Below are 15,693 nucleotides of genomic sequence, written 5' to 3' on the forward strand. Positions count from 1 at the left end.
GTCATGAGCACCTTGTTATCGTCCTCCTTGCTGAGCTGGCTGCGCTGCTTCGAGGCGTCGGCGCGCCATTGCAACTTCACCCACGCGGCCACGGAACTGTGCGTGACGCAGGGCGCGGTGAGCCAGCAGGTGAAGCAGCTGGAGCAGTGGCTGGACCGGCCCTTGTTCCTGCGCACGCCGCGCGCGCTGGTGCTGACGCCCGAAGGCGAGCGGCTGCGCTTTGTGCTGCGCGAGTCCTTCCAGGCCATCGAAGGCACGCTTACCCAGCTGCGCAAGCCGCGCGAGGCCGGCCCCATTGCGCTGAGCTGCGCACCGTCGTTTGCCATGCGCTGGCTGACGCCGCGGCTGGGCGATTTTTTCCGTGATCACCCCGAGGTGGGCCTGCGCGTCTACGGCGAGTTCCACGCGCTGGACCGCACCCGGATGGTGCGCGATGGCATTGACGCTGCCGTGCGCTTCGACCTGGGTGGCTACGAGGACCTCAAGGCCCGGCTGTTTCTCGACGAATGGCTGCTGCCGGTGGCAAGCCCGGCCTTCCTGGCCGCGCATCCCGAGCTGCGCAGGCCGCAGGATCTGAGGGGTGCCTGGCTGCTGCACGACGTGAGCCCGTGGGACGGTGCGCAAGCATTCGAGGAATGGCGCCACTGGCTGCAGGTGGCGGGGGTGGAGGCGCAGGTGGGCGAACTTGACGCGGGCCAGCGCTTTAACCTGTCGCAGCTGGCCGTGGGTGCGGCGCTGGCCGGGCAGGGCATCGCAATGGGGCGCTCGGCGCTGGTGCTGGAAGATATCGAGGCCGGCAGGCTGGTCGACCTGTTCGGCATCCATGCGCGCTCGCAGGCGTCTTACTTCTTCGTCTGCGCGCACGGGCAGACGCCGCCTGTCGCCATGGTGGAGGATTGGCTGGCTGCCGAGGGCGCGCGCTTCGAGGCGGCGCGGGCCAAGGTGCTCGACGTGCAGGCACGCGGCGCGAAGGCCACCGCAAGGTGACAAAGCGCTCAATGCCCGGCATAGTTTGCGGCTTTCGTGCCGCATAGGGCGGCTTTCCGGCGTTCGAGTTACCGATGGAATTTCCTGTCCTGATCCTGGCGCTGGGCGCCGTCGTGGCCGGCTTCGTGCAAGGCTTGTCCGGGTTTGCCTTCGGCATGGTGGCCATGTCCTTCTGGGTCTGGACCGTGGAGCCGCGCCTGGCCGCGACGATGGCGGTGTTCGGTTCGCTGACCGGGCAGGTGGTGGCGGCGGTGACGGTGCGGCGCAGCTTTTCACCTCGGCAGTTGCTGCCCTTCGTGGCCGGCGGCATCCTGGGCATTCCCATCGGCGTGGCGATCCTGCCAGCGCTCAATCCCAGCGTGTTCAGGGCTTGCCTGGGTGGGCTGCTGGTCATCTGGTGTCCGCTGATGCTGATGTCCAGGCAACTACCCCGCATCCGGGCCGGCGGGCGGGTGGCTGATGGCGTGATCGGCGCGGCCGGGGGCATCATGGGCGGCATCGGCGGCTTTACCGGCGTCATCCCCACGCTGTGGTGCACCCTGCGCGGGCTGGCCAAGGACGAGCAGCGCGCCATCATCCAGAGCTTCAACCTGGCCACGCTGGCGGTGACCATGGCGACCTATGTCGGCACCGGCATCGTCACGCGCGACATGCTGCCCATGTTCCTGGTGGTGGGGCCGGCCATGCTGGTGCCCAGCATCCTGGGCGCGCGGCTGTACATCGGCATCAGCGAGATCGCATTTCGCAGGATCGTGCTGAGCCTGTTGACCGCATCCGGCGTGGCGCTGCTGTCTGCCTCGCTGCCGAAGCTGCTGGGGACGTTGCACTGATTGGCCATTGAGACCTGGGCCCGCGTGCGCAGCGGATCAGGTGTGAAAGGTCTCGGTCTCGGTTTCGGTTTCCGCCTGCCGTTGCGCATCGAGGCTGCCGCGCTCGAACTCCGCGATCACCTGCGCTCCGAACAGCAGCAAGGTGGCGGCAATCTCCAGGCTCCGCAACATCCGTATTCTCTCAATGTGGTGCATCGAGCGCCACACGGCAAGCCGTGGTTGTCCTACACAGACTTGCGGCATTCTCCGACAGAAACGCCGGCAGGCAAGACTATGCTTGGATGAAACATGGCGCGCGCCACGCGCACATGCCTGTTGCCTCGCCGGCATTCACGCGACACGCACGCGACCATCACGACAGGAACCGCAACCCCATGGCTGATCTGAAAGCCGGCCCCGCTGCACAAAGCCAGTCGTCTGCCTGCGCGGATGCCGTTGCCGGCGCCGACGAAGGCCGGCAGGCTGCCGCTGCCAGCCAGCCGCCGGCGTCTGACGCCGCAACTGCGGGCGCATCGGCGACCCAGCCTGCCGTGGCCGCAACCCTTCCTGTCGTCCCGTCCAGGCGCGGCGACCTGGCTCTGACCATCCTCGCGGTGCTCGCGTCGCTCTACACGCTGCACCTTGCCAGCGCTTTCGTGATCCCCGTGGTGCTGGCGGTGGTCGTCGCCTACATGCTCGATCCGCTGGTCACCGTGCTGTGCGCACGGCGCATCCCGCGCGTGCTCGGTGCCTCGCTGGTGCTGCTGGCGCTGCTGGCTGGCGTGGTCTGCTGCGCATACTTGTTGCAGGATCAGGTTGCCGGCCTGATCGACCGCTTGCCGGAAGTGGCCACCAAGCTGTCGCGCTCCGTGGGCGCCTTGCTCAGCGGCGACGACTCGATGGTGCAAAAGATCCGGCGGGCGGCCACGGTGCTGGGTGGCACCGGGCAAGGGCCGCCCGTGCGTGGCTCCCGGATCGTGGTGGAGCGCGCCGGGGATTCGCTCAACAATATCCTGCTGGCCGGTTCGGTCGGCGCCTTTGCCGTCGCCGGGCAGGCCGCGGTGGTGTTGTTCCTCGCCTTTTTCATGCTGGTGTCCGGAGACATGTTCAAGCGCAAGTTCATCAAGATGGCGGGTACCACGCTGTCGCAGAAGAAGATCAGCGTGCACATGCTCGACGAGATCAACCGGCAGATCCAGCGTTATATGGTGATGCTGCTGGTCACCAACGCCATGGTGGGCGCGCTGACCTGGTTCCTGCTGAAATGGCTGCAAGTGGATAACGCCGGCACGTGGTCGCTGGCCGCCGCGGCGTTGCACCTGGTGCCTTACTTCGGTGCGGTGCTCATTGCGGTTTGCATCGGGCTTGCCGCCTTCATGCAGTCAGGTGACTTCGCGCTGGCGGCAATGGCGGCAGGCGGCTCGCTGCTGGTCGCCACGCTGATCGGCGCGCTGGTGACCACCTGGATGACGGGGCGCATGGCCAAGATGAACGCCGTCGCGGTGTTCGTCGTGCTGCTGCTCTTCACCTGGCTATGGGGCACCTGGGGCGTGCTGCTGGCGATTCCCATCGCCGTGATCGCCAAGGTGGTGGCGGATCATGTGCAGGGTCTGGAAGTGCTGGCGGAGTTTCTGGGCGAGTGAGGCTGGCTTAATCCGCAGCCACATAGCGCGCCACCAGGGCCGCCACATCGGGCGGGACCGCATCCGCCGCACACGCCCGCAGATGCAGCATCTGTCCCGTCGACAGCGTCATTGCCGCATCCCGCTCGCCAAAACGCAGGGTGCCTTCGGCAAACACGCGCACCTGGCAATCTTCCTGGCTCATCGACACAAACTGCAACGGCAGCACTTTTTGTGGACCATTGCCCGCGGCTATCCATAACCACTGGTATTTGCGCGAGCGCGGCGCGTCGGCAGGCAAGCCGATGCGCTTGATTTCCAGCACTGCGCCCGCGGCCGCGGTGAAGGCAAAGAGAATCTGGTAGGGGGAAGAGGCTGCAGGGGGGTGCGTCATGGCTGGCTGGATATCAGCAGGAAACGGGAGCGTGATTCTACCCGCGGCCGAGCGCGCCAGCGTCGCGCAACCCGCGCATATCGATAGGCGAACACCTTCATTCCCTGCCCATGGGCGCGGCGCTAACATCGCTGCCAAGCGAGCCGGCATCACAAGTGCCGGTCGCGCCTTGATAACAGCGGCCAGCTTGCGCGCCGCCGCGCATCGGCGTGGCGCGCGAAGAGCCGCAACCCTGAGTGTGGAGCCTGCATGCAACGCCGTAGCCTGTTCGAATCCATCGCCCTGGCTGCCGCCATGATCGTGTTGCCCGCCGCGCACGCCGCCGACCAGGTGGTGCGCCTTGGCACCATGAGCGGCCCCGACGCGCAGATCTGGGAGGTCGTGCGGACCGTGGCCAAGCGCAGCGGCCTGGACGTGAAGATCATCGAGTTCAACGACTATGCGCAGCCGAATGCGGCGCTGGATGCCGGGGACCTGGACGCCAACAGCTTCCAGCACCAGCCCTTTCTCGACAGCCAGATCGAGGCGCGGCACTACAAGATCGCCAACGTCGGCCTGACGTACGTGGCGCCAATGGGCTTTTACTCCAAGAAGCTCAAGTCGTTGAAGGCACTGCCGGACGGTGCCAAGGTGGGCATCCAGAACGATCCCTCCAATGGCAACCGCGCGCTGCTGCTGTTGCAGAAAGAAGGCCTGGTCACGCTGCGCGATGGCGCTGGCAAGAACGGCAAGAATGCTACGCCGCTCGATATCAAGGCCAATCCCCGCAAGCTGAAGATCGTGGAACTGGACTCGGCCATTCTGCCGCGCTCGCTCGATGACCTGGCCGTGGCTTCCATCAACACCGACTACGCGGTCAAGGCCGGCCTCAGCCCGGCCCAGGATGCGATTGCCACCGAAGACCTGCGCGGCCCCTATGCCAACCTGATCGCGGTGCGCACGCAAGACAAGGACAAGCCGTGGGTCAAGCCGCTGGTGGCGGCCTACCAGTCGCAGGAGGTGCGCGAGTTCCTGGCCACGCAGTTCAAGGGCGCGATCCTGCCGGCGTTCTGACGGCGCGCTTTCGAGGGATAGCGCCGGCTATGCGGCCAGCGCTTCCTCGACAAACAGCAGGCGGTCATTGCCCCAGAACAATTCGTCGCCGACGAAAAAGCTTGGGGCGCCGAACACGCCGCGCGCTACCGCGGCCTCGGTGGCCTGCTTCAGCGCATCCTTCACCGCCGGGTCATCGATCATCGCCAGCACCTGGCGCGCGTCGAACCCGGCGGCGGTGAGCGCGGCGCCAATCTCGGCGGGGTCGTTCAGGTTACGTTGCTGCTCCCACATGGCGGCGAAGATCGTCTCCGCATAGCGGTGGAACGCGGCCTCGTCCTGCAACTGGAAGCCGACCGCGGCGCGCATCAACGCCAGCGTGTTGACCGGGAAATGCGGATTCTGCTGCAGGTTGGCACCGTACCGGCGCGACCAGCGCGCGGTGTCGGTCTTTGACCAGCGGCCCTTGGCGGGGATCTCCGCGGGGCTGTGGTTGCCGGTGGCCTTGAACACGCCGCCCAGCAGGATGGGCCGCCATACGATCTGTGCGCCGGTGCGCTGCGCCACGCGCGGCAATTCCTTGTAGGCCAGGTAGGAATACGGGCTGCCGAAGTCGAAATAGAATTCCACTTGCTTGCTCATGTCGTCGTCTCCGCTGGTTGTGGTGTTTTGTTGTTGATGGCTTTGATGGTTTTGGCCCGCAGGGCTTACCACGGTTCGATCCACGGACGGATATCCAGCTCGTGCGTCCACGCGTCGCGCGGCTGCTGGTGCAGCATCCAGTAAGTGTCGGCGATGTGCTCCGGATTGACGATGCCGTCGTCCTGCTTGGTGGCGTAGCGGTCGGGGAAGTTCGAGCGGATGAAATCGGTGTCGATGGCGGCGTCCACCACCAGGTGCGCCACGTGGATGTTCTTCGGCCCAAGCTCTCGCGCCATGCTCTGGGCTAGCGCGCGCAGGGCATGCTTGGCGCCCGCGAAGGCGCTCATGCCATCGCGCCCGCGCAGGCTGGCGGTAGCACCGGTGAAGAAAATCGAGCCGTGCCCGCGCGGCAGCATCACGCGGGCGGCCTCGCGCCCCATCAGGAAGCCGCCGAAGCAGGCCATCTCCCAGACCTTGAAGTACACGCGGGAGGTGGTTTTCAGCACGGAAAACCGCACATTGGCGCCGATATTGAAGATCGCCACCTCCAGCGGCGCGATCTCGCGCTCGATGCGCTCGATCAGCGCCACCGTCTCGTCCTCCTTGCGGGCATCGCAGGCAAAGCCGTAGGCCTCGCCGCCCTCGGCGCGGATCTGCTCGACCAGCGGCGTGAGCTTGTCGGCACTGCGGCGCGTCACGCAGGCGATATAACCCTCGCGGGCAAAACGGCGCGCAATGGCGCCGCCAGTGGCGTCGCCGGCACCCACCACAAGGATCGCTTTCTTGTTGGACATGGCTTGTCTCTAGTCTTGGAATGATCCGCCGGCGATGGCCGGGCGGGTTTTCTGCGTTCGTGCCCACGCTGACCGCTTCCATCGGAAGTGGATCCGACACAAGATAAACGATCGTTTGGGAAACGAACGTTATGGTATGAATGCGGGGCGCGTCAATCGGCATCTGCCCCAGGACAATCTCAGGCACTGCAATGCGTTATTCCGCAACTCACAAAGCTGCCAACCGCGAGCGGGTGCTGGAGGCCAGCGGCGCGCTGGTCAAGCGCGAGGGCTTTGCATCGACCGGCGTTGACCAGCTGATGGGCGCCGCCGGCCTGACCGGCGGGGCCTTCTACAGCCATTTCGATTCCAAGCAGGCATTGCTGCGCGAAGGGGTTGAGCGCGAACTGCAACGCAGCCGGGAGCTGTTGCTGCCCGACGGGGAGGCAGCCTGGGGCGTCATGTCGCAGTGCGTCGGGGCGCTGATGCTGGCGCGCACGGTGGCCAACCAGGATGTGGCCAGGGAGATATTGAAGGGGGCGCGGACGATGTTGGAGCGTGCTGGCGGTGCTGCGGGTGACTTGCGGGTGTAGCGCAACGCGCTTTGTTTTAACATGCGGGCTGCACATACAGACAGGACCCCCACCGATGAGGAACGTCATCCTGATTCCCGTTGTTTCGGCCTTGCTTGCCTTTGGCAGCACAGCCTGCGCCCAGGTCGATGACAAGTCCAAGCCCCAGGCGCTGATTCAGACCGTGACGCAGCAGTTGCTGCGTGAGGTGCGCGCCCGCGCGGTCGCCCCGGGCGATATCCAGCGCATCACGACGATCGTGAACAAGGACATCCTTCCGTACACCGATCTGAACCGCACCACGCAGCTCGCCATGGGCCGTTACTGGCGCACCGCAACGCCGGCGCAGCAGCAACAAGTGGTGGAGCAGTTCAAGCTGCTGCTGATCCACACTTATGCCGGCGCTATCGCGCAACTCCGCCCGGACCAGCAGATCGAGTATCCGCCGTCGCGCATCGAGCCGGCCGAGACGGACGTGGTGGTGCGCACGGTCGCCACCAATATGAAAAGCGGCCAGCCTGTGCAGATCGACTACCGTCTGCACAAGACGCCGGAAGGCTGGCGCGTGTATGACCTGAACGTGCTGGGGGCCTGGCTGGTGCAGACCTACCGGCAGCAATTCAACGACAAGATTCAGCAAAGCGGGGTGGATGGGCTGATCCAGTCACTGACCGAGCGTAATGAGCGGCTTGTGTCTGGCAGGCAGTAGGGGCGTCCAAGGGGCCATGCGGGCTGTATGCCCTGGATCCGGACCGACTGTCCGGCTGCTTGCGGCAACCGAGCGCCCAGTCAGGGTAAATCGCCGCATGACCCCGGCGATTCGCCGGCCCGGCACCACCGGCCAGAATCCGGGCACACGGCAGCCCTTGCACCGTTGAGCCAGACTTGCTCTTCATGCAGTTGCGACGAGGTTGAAGGGGCGGTGTCGAAGGCAACCTGAAGTGCGTGCGCAACATGGGTATCTTCGATGGGAAGCTCCCAGGTCAGGAATAGCTGGATGCAATCCTGGCCGGGCGGGAAGTCGGCCACATGAAACCCGCTGCTGTGGCGTTGAATCACGCCATGAGGCTGGCAAGTATCGAATATCACAACCGTACCCCGGGACAGGGGGATTCGAAGACCCAACGAGGGGAAATGCAAGTCCTGCCCCCTGTCTTCGCTCAGGAATAGATTGCAAAAGGCCGCACCGCCATACTGCGCGCCGTCATGGTGGTACCTCGCGCCGCGGCAGGCCATGAGGGCTACGTCGCTGCCGGCAAGCACCCCGGGCAGTCCAAGCGCGCACGCCCAATCGGACACCGCCTGCACGCATCGCGCGTAGTCCGGCCAGCGCGCCCGCGCCCGCGCCAAAGGCATTGCCTCGACATCCCCGGGTTCCAGGACCAGGCGGGACGATATCTCCCTTGCCCAATCCGCAAGCAGACGCGCCGGGGGCATGGGAACGTCGACCCTGCCGCATGGCACGATGTCGCTGACGCATCGACTGCGAATGCCGTCGCCGCTCCAGAAGTAGGAAGTGAGAAGGTCTTGTGCTTGATGCTGTTGAGGGCGGTGATTCATCTGTACACGTGTCATGCGGCTGTCTCGATACTGTAGCGGATCGTAGCGCCAAGGCTCGCCCATGGTCCGTCGGGGTCGTGCGCTTTTCGCTAAGACAGGCGTGCGTGAGTTCCTCGGAAATGCAAAAAACCGACGGCTGCTGCTAAGATCGCCGCTGGCAGTATATTGCGATCAACCATGGGCCGTCTCCGGTAGCTCGCAGATTTCGAGCCGCCCGTTCGCCGGTGGGGAATCCAGACAACGATAGAAGAATCCTGATCATGGCTCAGCGTCGTATTGTGCTTAAAATGCCGGCATCTGCCGCCGCAGCGTTTGAGGCCTTCCATAATCATGAGGAACGGTTGATGTGGGACACATTGCTGTCGGTTGCTTATGTGGAGGGCGGCGGGACGCATCCCCACGTAGGTGCCATCACCACGAATATTGGTCGAGGCTGGAAGAAATTCCTTGGCATGCGGACGCAATTCGTCAGCTACGATCCTCCCAGAATTGCCGCGGCCACCATCACTGCCCCCACCGGCCCGTTCGTATTTTGGGGTGCTTCGATGCGACACCGTGACCTTGGTCATGGTGCCTCTGAGCTGATCTACACTTTCAACGTCAAGCTACGCCCCCGGCTGTTGGGGCGCATTCTGGATCCATTCGCGGCCAAAGTCTTCGAATTGGAAACGCGTCGGCGTTTTGCTGCGATGGCCGCCCACTTGCGGCAACGGAAGCCGGGAGACGACTGACTACGTTGGGGCGTCGCTTCCCGCCCTTCGATAATCTGTACTTTGCCAAAGCGTATTTCCAGCACAAACGCAACGCAGGCGACGGTACGCTGACCGTGGCGGGCAACCGCCAAAGTCAGCCAATTCCCGCTAGCCTTCGGGCGTCGATCATCATGTTCGCGCCCAGCACAAGCAGAACCGCGCCCATGGCCCAGCGCTGGGCCAGCAAGAGTCCCGGCCGGCGCGACAGGAGCTTTGCCATGCTGCCGGCGCAGATCGCCACGGCGCCGTTGACGGTGGCGAACGCGATAATCAACGAGGAACCGAGCACGAGTGATTGCTCTAGGACGTTGCCGTTCCGATAGTTGATGAATTGGGGCAAGACCGACAGGAAGGTCATCGCCAGCTTGGGATTCAACAGGCTGGTGGTCGCGCCCATCGCGAACAACCGCCGGCGGCGTTCGTGCGGCAGGTCGCGGACTTCGAGCGGGGAGCGGCCGCCAGGCTTCACGGCCTGCCACGCCAGATAGGACAGATAGGCAGCGCCCGCCGCGCCCAGGATGCTGCTGGCGTAGGGCACGCTCAGGAAAAATGCCGTGATGCCAAACGCCGCGCCAAACATATAGAAAAGGTATCCGAGCATGACGCCAGCCAGGGACACGAGCCCGGCCTTGCGTCCTTGCGCAATGGAGCGTGACATCACGTAGACCATGTTCGGGCCAGGCGTCACGGCTAGCATGCCCCCGACCGCTAAAAATCCGTAGATCGATTCCGTACCGTGCATTTTCGGGGTTCCCCAGTGGACATCGACTGCAGTATCCACTTGGTGAATGGCTAAGTAAAACGGGTTAAACTGAAGTTTTTGTTCAGATTTTCTGATTAATATGAAAAAGCTCGATCTGGACGTCATTGAGATGGTGGTGGCGGTGGCCGACACCGGCTCGTTTGCCCGGGGGGCGCAGGCGGTGCACCGGTCCGCGTCGGCGGTGAGCATGCAGATCAAGGCGCTTGAGGAGTCGCTTGGCAAGCCGTTGTTTGTGCGGACCACGCGGCACGTGACGATTACCGCCGAGGGAAAGACGCTGCTGGACCATGGCCGCCGCATGCTCGCGATGCGCGAGGAGGCGTGGGCGTCGATCGTGCGCCCGGAAATGAAGGGGCGCGTCACCATCGGCGTGCCTGACGACTACGCCTCTTCGTTGCTGCCGTCGGTCCTCAGGCAGTTCGCGGTGGCGCACCCGCGAGTGGAAATCCGGGTGATCGGCATGCCTAGCAGTGCGCTCGTGCCATTGCTCAAGGACAACACGCTCGACCTGGCCTGCCTGACTAAAGCCAAGGGCATCGCCGGCGAATTCATCCGGTTCGAGCCGATGGTCTGGGTCGGGTCGGCCGTGAGGAAAGTGTGGAACGAGCGCCCGCTGCCCATCGCCGTTTTCGCCCATGGCAGCACGGCGCGCGCCAATGCCATCAGCGCGCTGCAGCGGGAGAACATCAAATACCGCATGTCCTACGAAAGCCCGAGCCTGCTGGGCCTTGTCAGCATGGTCGAAGCGGGGCTTGCGGTGGCCCCCCTGGCGAGATGCAGCGTACCCGGGCATCTTGTTCAGCTATCCCAGGGCGACGGCTTGCCGCCACTGGCTGAACTCGAAATCGTCCTCGCCCGCAGTTCGCGCTCAGCGCGGCCGCCCTGTGATTATCTGGCTGAACAGATTCTGGTTGAGTTGAGAACCTGAGGAGAACCCGAGGGAGCCGCATGGTGAGGCGTCCACCGATGAACGCAGAGGTGGTGTGGCGTTCGCCGATGGAGTAGCGCTGCAGCGGGCTGGCATAGAGGTGGCTGCCGGGTGGCGTGTACAGGGTGATGGCTCAATCGTCCGCCACCTTGCGCGAGCGCCAGCGGCCGTCACTTTGCTTGCAGAACCAGCCAGTCCAGTTGTCTTCCTGGTCCGCCCGTCTGAGCTGCATCTTCAATTGCCGGCAGGACTGGCCCTTGTCGGTCTTGCTGCGCAGTGGCGTCAATTGACCTTCGATCGGTTTGCGCTTGCCTTGCGCGGGGGAGGTCCAGGGCGCCATGGTGCCGTCGGTGCCGTCATTCAGCACCTTGCCCACGCTCTGGGCGAGCGAAGCCGATTCCTTCTGGCTCATGTTGCCGATGACGGTGCCGTGGATGAAGGTGTCGAGGTAGGCGAACGCGGGTGCCGCCGGGGCGAGCAGGGCGGCGCAGAGTAGCGTGGTGCGGAGCAACGGGTGCCGGGTCATGGCGGGGTCCTTGGCGGAATGTCGAAAACGGCTGAGGCAAGGCATGGCAGCAGGCAACAATGTGCTTGAAACAATGCATGTCGACGCCTGCGCCGGAAGGTCTGGCCTGCCACCTTGCTGCCAACTTAGTCCACGCCGGTGTCAAAAGGCAATGCAGACCGTTTGCGCCGAGGCTTAAGGAAAATGAGCCCGGCTGATGGAGGCTGGACGGACTGCCCGACCTTAGCGAAGCAGTGGCGCGAACTGAAGTGAAAGTTCTCGGCGTGTGAATTAAGTCTTGTGGCGAACGCGACATCCGGAATCGGTGTGTCAGGCGGCACTTTGAGCAAATTTCACTTTCTACCGAGTCCGATATGACATCTTTCAACAGGCATGCCGCGTGGCGCCATCGCGCGCTATGTTCAACGCGGAAATGCCGCTGCGGGCCGCCTGGCCAAGCTCGTCTATCGCGAGGTCATCTCGATTGTGGTGACGTCTCCGCCGAAGCCGTAAGGCGCGTTGGCATCGAAAGTGATCCCGCGGCGCTGCGTGGCCGCGGGATTTTTCTTGTGGCGCGAGGCTAGCGGTGAAAGCCGCCATGTGCCGGAGCTGCGCCGCCCTCAGCGCGGCGCCGGTTGTCTACTGCCCCCGGTCCCGCCACTCAATATCGCCTTGACATCCTTACGTACGATATATATCTTAAGATATGTTTTTCGATATGTAGGAGTCGTGCCAATGCGTCACCATCCTCTTCTGGGTAGGCTTACCCATCACATGCTTGCCCATCTGTCTTCTCATTTTTCCTTTCATGCCTCGCATTCCTCGCACCACGGCGAGCGCCATGGCCGCCATGCGATTGGCCGCCACCACCACGGCGGCGGCCCCGGCGGCTTCTTTGGCGGCGGTGGCGATGGTTTCGACGGCGACGGCGATAGCTGGCGGCGCGGCCGCAAGTTCAGCTCGGACGATCTTCAACTCATGCTGCTGTCCTTGCTGGAAGAAAAGCCCAGCCATGGCTACGAGCTGATCAAGGCGCTGGAGGCCCGCACCAACGGCTTCTACAAGCCCAGCCCGGGCATGGTCTATCCGGCCCTGACCTTCCTCGAAGAACTCGGCTACGCCACGGTGGACACCGAGGGCAACAAAAAACGCTATCAGCTGGCGGGGCCGGGCCTGGCCCATCTCGACGCCAACCGCGAGCGGCTGGCCCTGATGCTCAACAAGCTCAAGCACGTGGCGCGCAAGATGGAGTGGGTGCGGCGCGCGCTGTCGGGTGAAGCCGCCGAGCCGGGTGCGGCGGGCGTAGCCGCCGACGAGCGTGAAGCCGCGGGTGGCTGGCTGCCCGAGTTCGTCGAGGCGCGCGTGGCGCTCAAGCGGGCGCTGCTGCTGCGCACCGATGCCACGCCGGACGAGCAGCGTCGCATCGCCGCCATCCTGGCGCGGGCAACCGCCGAGATCAACGCCGGCCCGGGCGGCCAGGGTGCCTAGTGCTGACCCGCATCCCGACACTCCACATGCCGTATTCCTCATTCCCGTCAACCAGGAAATCCATGACTACTCGCGACCTGATCGTGCAACGCGTTCGCCATGAACTCAAGATGCGCTTGCTGCAAGTGGTGCGTACCCAGGCGGTGTCGCCGCAACTGCTGCGCGTGACGCTGGCTGGCGAAGACCTGAAGGGCTTTGTCTCCGCATCTTTCGACGACCACATCAAGGTGTTCTTCCCCGCGCCGGGGCAAAGCAAGCCCGTGCTGCCGGAGCCTGGTCCCAATGGCCCCGTGTTTGCCGAAGGCCAGCCGAAGCCCGCCGCGCGCGACTACACGCCGCGCCGCTACGATGCCGCCGCCGGTGAGCTCGATATCGAGTTCGTGCTGCATGGCGATGGCCCCGCCTCCACCTGGGCCGCGCAGGCCGCACCCGGCCAGTATCTGGGCGTGGGCGGCCCGCGTGGGTCGTTCGTGATTCCCGAGGGCTTCGACTGGCACCTGCTGGTGGGCGACGAAACCGCGCTGCCTGCCATCGGACGGCGCCTCGAGGAGTTGCCGTCCGGCGTGCGCGCGCTGGTGGTGCTGGCGGTGGACAACGCCGCCGCCGAAATCCCGCTGCCCAGCCGCGCCGACGTGGAGATCCACTGGCAGCACCGTGACAGCGCACCGGCAGAGAGCGCCGCCGGGCTGCTGGAACAAGCCTTGCGCGAGGTTACGTTGCCGCGCGGCGAAGGCTATGTCTGGGCGGCTGGCGAGGCCGCGTCGATTCGCGCCGTGCGTCAGTACCTGGTGGGCGAGCGCGGCATCGAGAAGGGCCGCATCCGCGCGGCCAGCTACTGGAAGGCCGGTGCCTCCGCCGTGCACGAGAACATCGACGACTGAGCGGCGCATGCCGGGGGGCAGTGCATGCCTTGAAGGCCGGATCAACTGGTTTTACAATGCAACCGCCTCGCCATTGGCGCCGCATTCCGCGGCGCACCGCATCTGGCGAGTGAAACGGAGTTGCACTATGGTCCGGCGAACCAGCCTGGAAGGCGCTGCATGTCCCGTGGCCCGCTCGCTCGATGTGATCGGCGACTGGTGGTCGCTGCTGATCGTGCGCGATGCCTTCGATGGCTTGCGGCGCTTTGGCGAGTTCCAGCGCAGCCTTGGCCTGGCGAAGAACATCCTTGCCGGCCGGCTGCGCACGCTGCTGGCGCACGGCATCCTGGAGCAGGTGCCGGCCTCCGACGGCAGCGCCTACCAGGAGTACGTGCTGACGCCGAAAGGGCGCGCGCTGTTCCCGGTGGTGGTGGGCTTGCGGCAGTGGGGCGAAGCGTTCTTCTATGTCCCCGGCGAGCCGCATTCGGTGCTGGTGGACAGCAAGGCTGGCAAGCCCGTGCGCCCGCTCGAGGTGCGCGCCGAGGATGGCCGGTTGCTCGGGCCCGACGATGCGGTGGTGCGCAAGGCCGGCGTGCCCGGTGCGTAGCGGTGCCGCGCCCGGCTTGCAAAAGCCGTAGACGCGGCCGGTATTCGCCGCTAAGATCTTTCCGGTCAGCCGCACCAACGGCTGGCAGCGTCGCTCGGACGGTTCCGGGCGCTTACGTTCAAGGAAAATCCATGTCAGCCTCCGCAGGCAAGCGCCGCTTCGCGCGTATCGATCGTCTTCCCCCGTACGTCTTCAATATCACCGCCGAGCTGAAAATGGCGGCGCGCCGCCGTGGCGAAGACATCATCGACATGAGCATGGGCAACCCGGACGGCGCCACGCCGGCGCATATCGTTGCCAAGCTGACCGAAGCCGCGCAGCGCCCCGATACCCACGGTTACTCCGCCTCCAAGGGCATCCCCCGACTGCGCCGCGCTATCTCGCACTGGTATCGCGAGCGTTACGACGTCGAGATCGATCCGGACACCGAGGCCATTGTCACCATCGGCTCCAAGGAAGGGCTGGCCCACCTGATGCTGGCCACGCTCGATCGCGGCGACACCGTGCTGGTGCCCGACCCGAGCTATCCCATCCATATCTATGGCGCGGTGATTGCCGGGGCCGATATCCGCTCCGTGCCGCTGGTGCCGGGCGTGGACTTCTTCGCCGAGATGGAGCGCGCCATTCGCGGCAGCTATCCCAAGCCGAAGATGATCGTGCTGGGCTTTCCGTCGAATCCCACCGCGCAATGCGTTGAGCTGGATTTCTTCGAGCGCGTGATCGCGCTGGCGCGCAAGCACGATATCTTCGTGGTGCACGACCTGGCCTACGCCGACATCGTGTTCGATGGCTGGAAGGCGCCTTCGATCATGCAGGTGGAAGGGGCGAAAGACATCGCCGTGGAGTTCTTCACGCTGTCCAAGAGCTACAACATGGCGGGCTGGCGCATCGGCTTCATGGTGGGCAACCCGGATCTGGTGGCCGCGCTCACGCGCATGAAGAGCTATCACGATTACGGCACGTTTACCCCGCTGCAGGTGGCCGCCATTGCCGCGCTGGAAGGCGACCAGCAATGCGTGAAGGAGATTGCCGCGCACTACCAGACGCGCCGCGACGTGCTGGCGCGCGGGCTGATCGAATCCGGCTGGCCGGTGGAGATTCCCAAGGCGTCGATGTATATCTGGGCGCGCATCCCCGAGCCGTATCGCGCGCTGGGCTCGCTGGAGTTCTCCAAGCAACTGCTGGCCAAGGCCAAAGTCTGCGTCTCGCCCGGCATCGGCTTTGGCGACTATGGCGACGAGTACGTGCGCTTCGCGCTGATCGAGAACGAGGCGCGCATCCGCCAGGCGGTGCGCGGCATCAAGGCGATGTTCCGCGCGGACGGGCTGGTGAAGGTGCCGGTGGACGAGCACCAGCCGAGCGGCCACGCGCCGAAGCCCAAGGACTGAGTGCGTGGTTT

General features: G+C 64.8%; 19 protein-coding genes. 12 read left to right on the plus strand and 7 right to left on the minus strand.

Annotated features, from left to right (window positions below):
* Window positions 1-3 precede the first annotated feature (3 nt).
* Complete coding sequence (locus tag RR42_RS28455; RefSeq protein WP_043354903.1) at window positions 4-987, plus strand: LysR substrate-binding domain-containing protein; 984 nt, start codon at window positions 4-6, stop codon at window positions 985-987.
* A gap of 74 nt (window positions 988-1,061) precedes the next feature.
* Window positions 1,062-1,817, plus strand: a complete 756-nt coding sequence (locus RR42_RS28460) for a sulfite exporter TauE/SafE family protein (RefSeq protein WP_043354905.1) — start codon at window positions 1,062-1,064, stop codon at window positions 1,815-1,817.
* Window positions 1,818-1,853: 36 nt separating this feature from the next.
* On the opposite strand, the gene RR42_RS40050 is transcribed toward RR42_RS28460, so the two are convergent.
* Window positions 1,854-1,988: a hypothetical protein gene (locus tag RR42_RS40050; protein ID WP_419188915.1), complete on the minus strand. Its 135-nt coding sequence runs from the start codon at window positions 1,986-1,988 to the stop codon at window positions 1,854-1,856.
* Between the two features lie 203 nt (window positions 1,989-2,191).
* On the opposite strand from RR42_RS40050, the gene RR42_RS28465 reads away from it, so the two are divergent.
* Window positions 2,192-3,439, plus strand: a complete 1,248-nt coding sequence (locus RR42_RS28465) for an AI-2E family transporter (protein WP_082055133.1) — start codon at window positions 2,192-2,194, stop codon at window positions 3,437-3,439.
* A 7-nt stretch (window positions 3,440-3,446) separates the two neighbouring features.
* Here the strand turns inward: RR42_RS28465 and RR42_RS28470 are convergent, their stop codons facing one another.
* Window positions 3,447-3,812 (minus strand): hypothetical protein, encoded by a 366-nt coding sequence (locus RR42_RS28470; protein ID WP_043354909.1) that lies wholly within the window; start codon window positions 3,810-3,812, stop codon window positions 3,447-3,449.
* 249 nt (window positions 3,813-4,061) lie between these two features.
* Between RR42_RS28470 and RR42_RS28475 the strand changes: the two genes are divergently transcribed.
* Window positions 4,062-4,865: a MetQ/NlpA family ABC transporter substrate-binding protein gene (locus RR42_RS28475; RefSeq protein ID WP_043354912.1), complete on the plus strand. Its 804-nt coding sequence runs from the start codon at window positions 4,062-4,064 to the stop codon at window positions 4,863-4,865.
* A 27-nt stretch (window positions 4,866-4,892) separates the two neighbouring features.
* On the opposite strand, the gene RR42_RS28480 is transcribed toward RR42_RS28475, so the two are convergent.
* Window positions 4,893-5,486, minus strand: a complete 594-nt coding sequence (locus RR42_RS28480) for a 2-hydroxychromene-2-carboxylate isomerase (RefSeq protein WP_043354915.1) — start codon at window positions 5,484-5,486, stop codon at window positions 4,893-4,895.
* A gap of 65 nt (window positions 5,487-5,551) precedes the next feature.
* Window positions 5,552-6,280 (minus strand): SDR family oxidoreductase, encoded by a 729-nt coding sequence (locus tag RR42_RS28485; protein ID WP_043354917.1) that lies wholly within the window; start codon window positions 6,278-6,280, stop codon window positions 5,552-5,554.
* 191 nt (window positions 6,281-6,471) lie between these two features.
* Here RR42_RS28485 and RR42_RS28490 point away from each other — a divergent pair, with 191 nt between their 5' ends.
* A complete protein-coding gene (locus tag RR42_RS28490) occupies window positions 6,472-6,852 on the plus strand; it encodes a TetR/AcrR family transcriptional regulator (RefSeq protein WP_043354918.1) in 381 nt (126 codons plus the stop codon).
* A gap of 55 nt (window positions 6,853-6,907) precedes the next feature.
* Window positions 6,908-7,540: an MlaC/ttg2D family ABC transporter substrate-binding protein gene (locus RR42_RS28495; RefSeq protein WP_043354919.1), complete on the plus strand. Its 633-nt coding sequence runs from the start codon at window positions 6,908-6,910 to the stop codon at window positions 7,538-7,540.
* Window positions 7,541-7,620: 80 nt separating this feature from the next.
* Here the strand turns inward: RR42_RS28495 and RR42_RS28500 are convergent, their stop codons facing one another.
* Complete coding sequence (locus RR42_RS28500) at window positions 7,621-8,406, minus strand: hypothetical protein (RefSeq protein WP_236702219.1); 786 nt, start codon at window positions 8,404-8,406, stop codon at window positions 7,621-7,623.
* A 245-nt stretch (window positions 8,407-8,651) separates the two neighbouring features.
* Here RR42_RS28500 and RR42_RS28505 point away from each other — a divergent pair, with 245 nt between their 5' ends.
* On the plus strand, window positions 8,652-9,122 hold the full coding sequence (locus tag RR42_RS28505) for an SRPBCC family protein (RefSeq protein WP_043354920.1): 471 nt from the start codon (window positions 8,652-8,654) through the stop codon (window positions 9,120-9,122).
* Between the two features lie 115 nt (window positions 9,123-9,237).
* Here RR42_RS28505 and RR42_RS28510 read toward each other — a convergent pair whose 3' ends face one another.
* On the minus strand, window positions 9,238-9,885 hold the full coding sequence (locus tag RR42_RS28510; protein ID WP_043354922.1) for a LysE family translocator: 648 nt from the start codon (window positions 9,883-9,885) through the stop codon (window positions 9,238-9,240).
* 100 nt (window positions 9,886-9,985) lie between these two features.
* Between RR42_RS28510 and RR42_RS28515 the strand changes: the two genes are divergently transcribed.
* Window positions 9,986-10,834 carry a LysR substrate-binding domain-containing protein gene (locus RR42_RS28515; RefSeq protein ID WP_043354924.1) on the plus strand — a complete coding sequence of 283 codons (849 nt, stop codon included), beginning with the start codon at window positions 9,986-9,988 and terminating at the stop codon, window positions 10,832-10,834.
* A gap of 133 nt (window positions 10,835-10,967) precedes the next feature.
* On the opposite strand, the gene RR42_RS28520 is transcribed toward RR42_RS28515, so the two are convergent.
* Entirely contained in the window at window positions 10,968-11,360 is a 393-nt protein-coding gene (locus RR42_RS28520) for an RT0821/Lpp0805 family surface protein (protein WP_043354927.1), read from the minus strand.
* Between the two features lie 714 nt (window positions 11,361-12,074).
* On the opposite strand from RR42_RS28520, the gene RR42_RS28525 reads away from it, so the two are divergent.
* The 4 genes from RR42_RS28525 (at window position 12,075) to alaC (ending at window position 15,682) form a co-directional block, all read left to right on the plus strand.
* Window positions 12,075-12,827, plus strand: coding sequence for a PadR family transcriptional regulator (locus RR42_RS28525; protein ID WP_043354929.1), 753 nt, complete (start codon window positions 12,075-12,077; stop codon window positions 12,825-12,827).
* Between the two features lie 62 nt (window positions 12,828-12,889).
* Entirely contained in the window at window positions 12,890-13,708 is an 819-nt protein-coding gene (locus tag RR42_RS28530) for a siderophore-interacting protein (RefSeq protein ID WP_043354931.1), read from the plus strand.
* 127 nt (window positions 13,709-13,835) lie between these two features.
* The gene (locus tag RR42_RS28535) at window positions 13,836-14,294 is read left to right on the plus strand and encodes a winged helix-turn-helix transcriptional regulator (RefSeq protein WP_043354932.1); all 459 of its coding nucleotides are present in this window, start codon (window positions 13,836-13,838) and stop codon (window positions 14,292-14,294) included.
* A gap of 131 nt (window positions 14,295-14,425) precedes the next feature.
* Window positions 14,426-15,682 carry an alanine transaminase gene (gene alaC / locus RR42_RS28540; RefSeq protein ID WP_043354933.1) on the plus strand — a complete coding sequence of 419 codons (1,257 nt, stop codon included), beginning with the start codon at window positions 14,426-14,428 and terminating at the stop codon, window positions 15,680-15,682.
* Window positions 15,683-15,693: the final 11 nt, after the last annotated feature.

Source organism: Cupriavidus basilensis, from assembly GCF_000832305.1.
In the GTDB taxonomy this organism is placed as follows: Bacteria; Pseudomonadota; Gammaproteobacteria; order Burkholderiales; family Burkholderiaceae; genus Cupriavidus; species Cupriavidus basilensis_F.

What these genes read in the sequence shown, in the direction of transcription:
- RR42_RS28515 (WP_043354924.1), top strand. Translation starts at nt 9,986, where the DNA reads ATGAAAAAGCTCGATCTGGACGTCATTGAGATGGTGGTGGCGGTGGCC.
- RR42_RS28480 (WP_043354915.1), bottom strand. Translation starts at nt 5,486, where the DNA reads ATGAGCAAGCAAGTGGAATTCTATTTCGACTTCGGCAGCCCGTATTCC.
- RR42_RS28470 (WP_043354909.1), bottom strand. Translation starts at nt 3,812, where the DNA reads ATGACGCACCCCCCTGCAGCCTCTTCCCCCTACCAGATTCTCTTTGCC.
- RR42_RS28535 (WP_043354932.1), top strand. Translation starts at nt 13,836, where the DNA reads ATGGTCCGGCGAACCAGCCTGGAAGGCGCTGCATGTCCCGTGGCCCGC.
- RR42_RS28490 (WP_043354918.1), top strand. Translation starts at nt 6,472, where the DNA reads ATGCGTTATTCCGCAACTCACAAAGCTGCCAACCGCGAGCGGGTGCTG.
- RR42_RS40050 (WP_419188915.1), bottom strand. Translation starts at nt 1,988, where the DNA reads ATGTTGCGGAGCCTGGAGATTGCCGCCACCTTGCTGCTGTTCGGAGCG.
- RR42_RS28485 (WP_043354917.1), bottom strand. Translation starts at nt 6,280, where the DNA reads ATGTCCAACAAGAAAGCGATCCTTGTGGTGGGTGCCGGCGACGCCACT.
- alaC (WP_043354933.1), top strand. Translation starts at nt 14,426, where the DNA reads ATGTCAGCCTCCGCAGGCAAGCGCCGCTTCGCGCGTATCGATCGTCTT.
- RR42_RS28500 (WP_236702219.1), bottom strand. Translation starts at nt 8,406, where the DNA reads ATGACACGTGTACAGATGAATCACCGCCCTCAACAGCATCAAGCACAA.
- RR42_RS28505 (WP_043354920.1), top strand. Translation starts at nt 8,652, where the DNA reads ATGGCTCAGCGTCGTATTGTGCTTAAAATGCCGGCATCTGCCGCCGCA.
- RR42_RS28455 (WP_043354903.1), top strand. Translation starts at nt 4, where the DNA reads ATGAGCACCTTGTTATCGTCCTCCTTGCTGAGCTGGCTGCGCTGCTTC.
- RR42_RS28465 (WP_082055133.1), top strand. Translation starts at nt 2,192, where the DNA reads ATGGCTGATCTGAAAGCCGGCCCCGCTGCACAAAGCCAGTCGTCTGCC.
- RR42_RS28520 (WP_043354927.1), bottom strand. Translation starts at nt 11,360, where the DNA reads ATGACCCGGCACCCGTTGCTCCGCACCACGCTACTCTGCGCCGCCCTG.
- RR42_RS28495 (WP_043354919.1), top strand. Translation starts at nt 6,908, where the DNA reads ATGAGGAACGTCATCCTGATTCCCGTTGTTTCGGCCTTGCTTGCCTTT.
- RR42_RS28510 (WP_043354922.1), bottom strand. Translation starts at nt 9,885, where the DNA reads ATGCACGGTACGGAATCGATCTACGGATTTTTAGCGGTCGGGGGCATG.
- RR42_RS28475 (WP_043354912.1), top strand. Translation starts at nt 4,062, where the DNA reads ATGCAACGCCGTAGCCTGTTCGAATCCATCGCCCTGGCTGCCGCCATG.
- RR42_RS28525 (WP_043354929.1), top strand. Translation starts at nt 12,075, where the DNA reads ATGCGTCACCATCCTCTTCTGGGTAGGCTTACCCATCACATGCTTGCC.
- RR42_RS28530 (WP_043354931.1), top strand. Translation starts at nt 12,890, where the DNA reads ATGACTACTCGCGACCTGATCGTGCAACGCGTTCGCCATGAACTCAAG.
- RR42_RS28460 (WP_043354905.1), top strand. Translation starts at nt 1,062, where the DNA reads ATGGAATTTCCTGTCCTGATCCTGGCGCTGGGCGCCGTCGTGGCCGGC.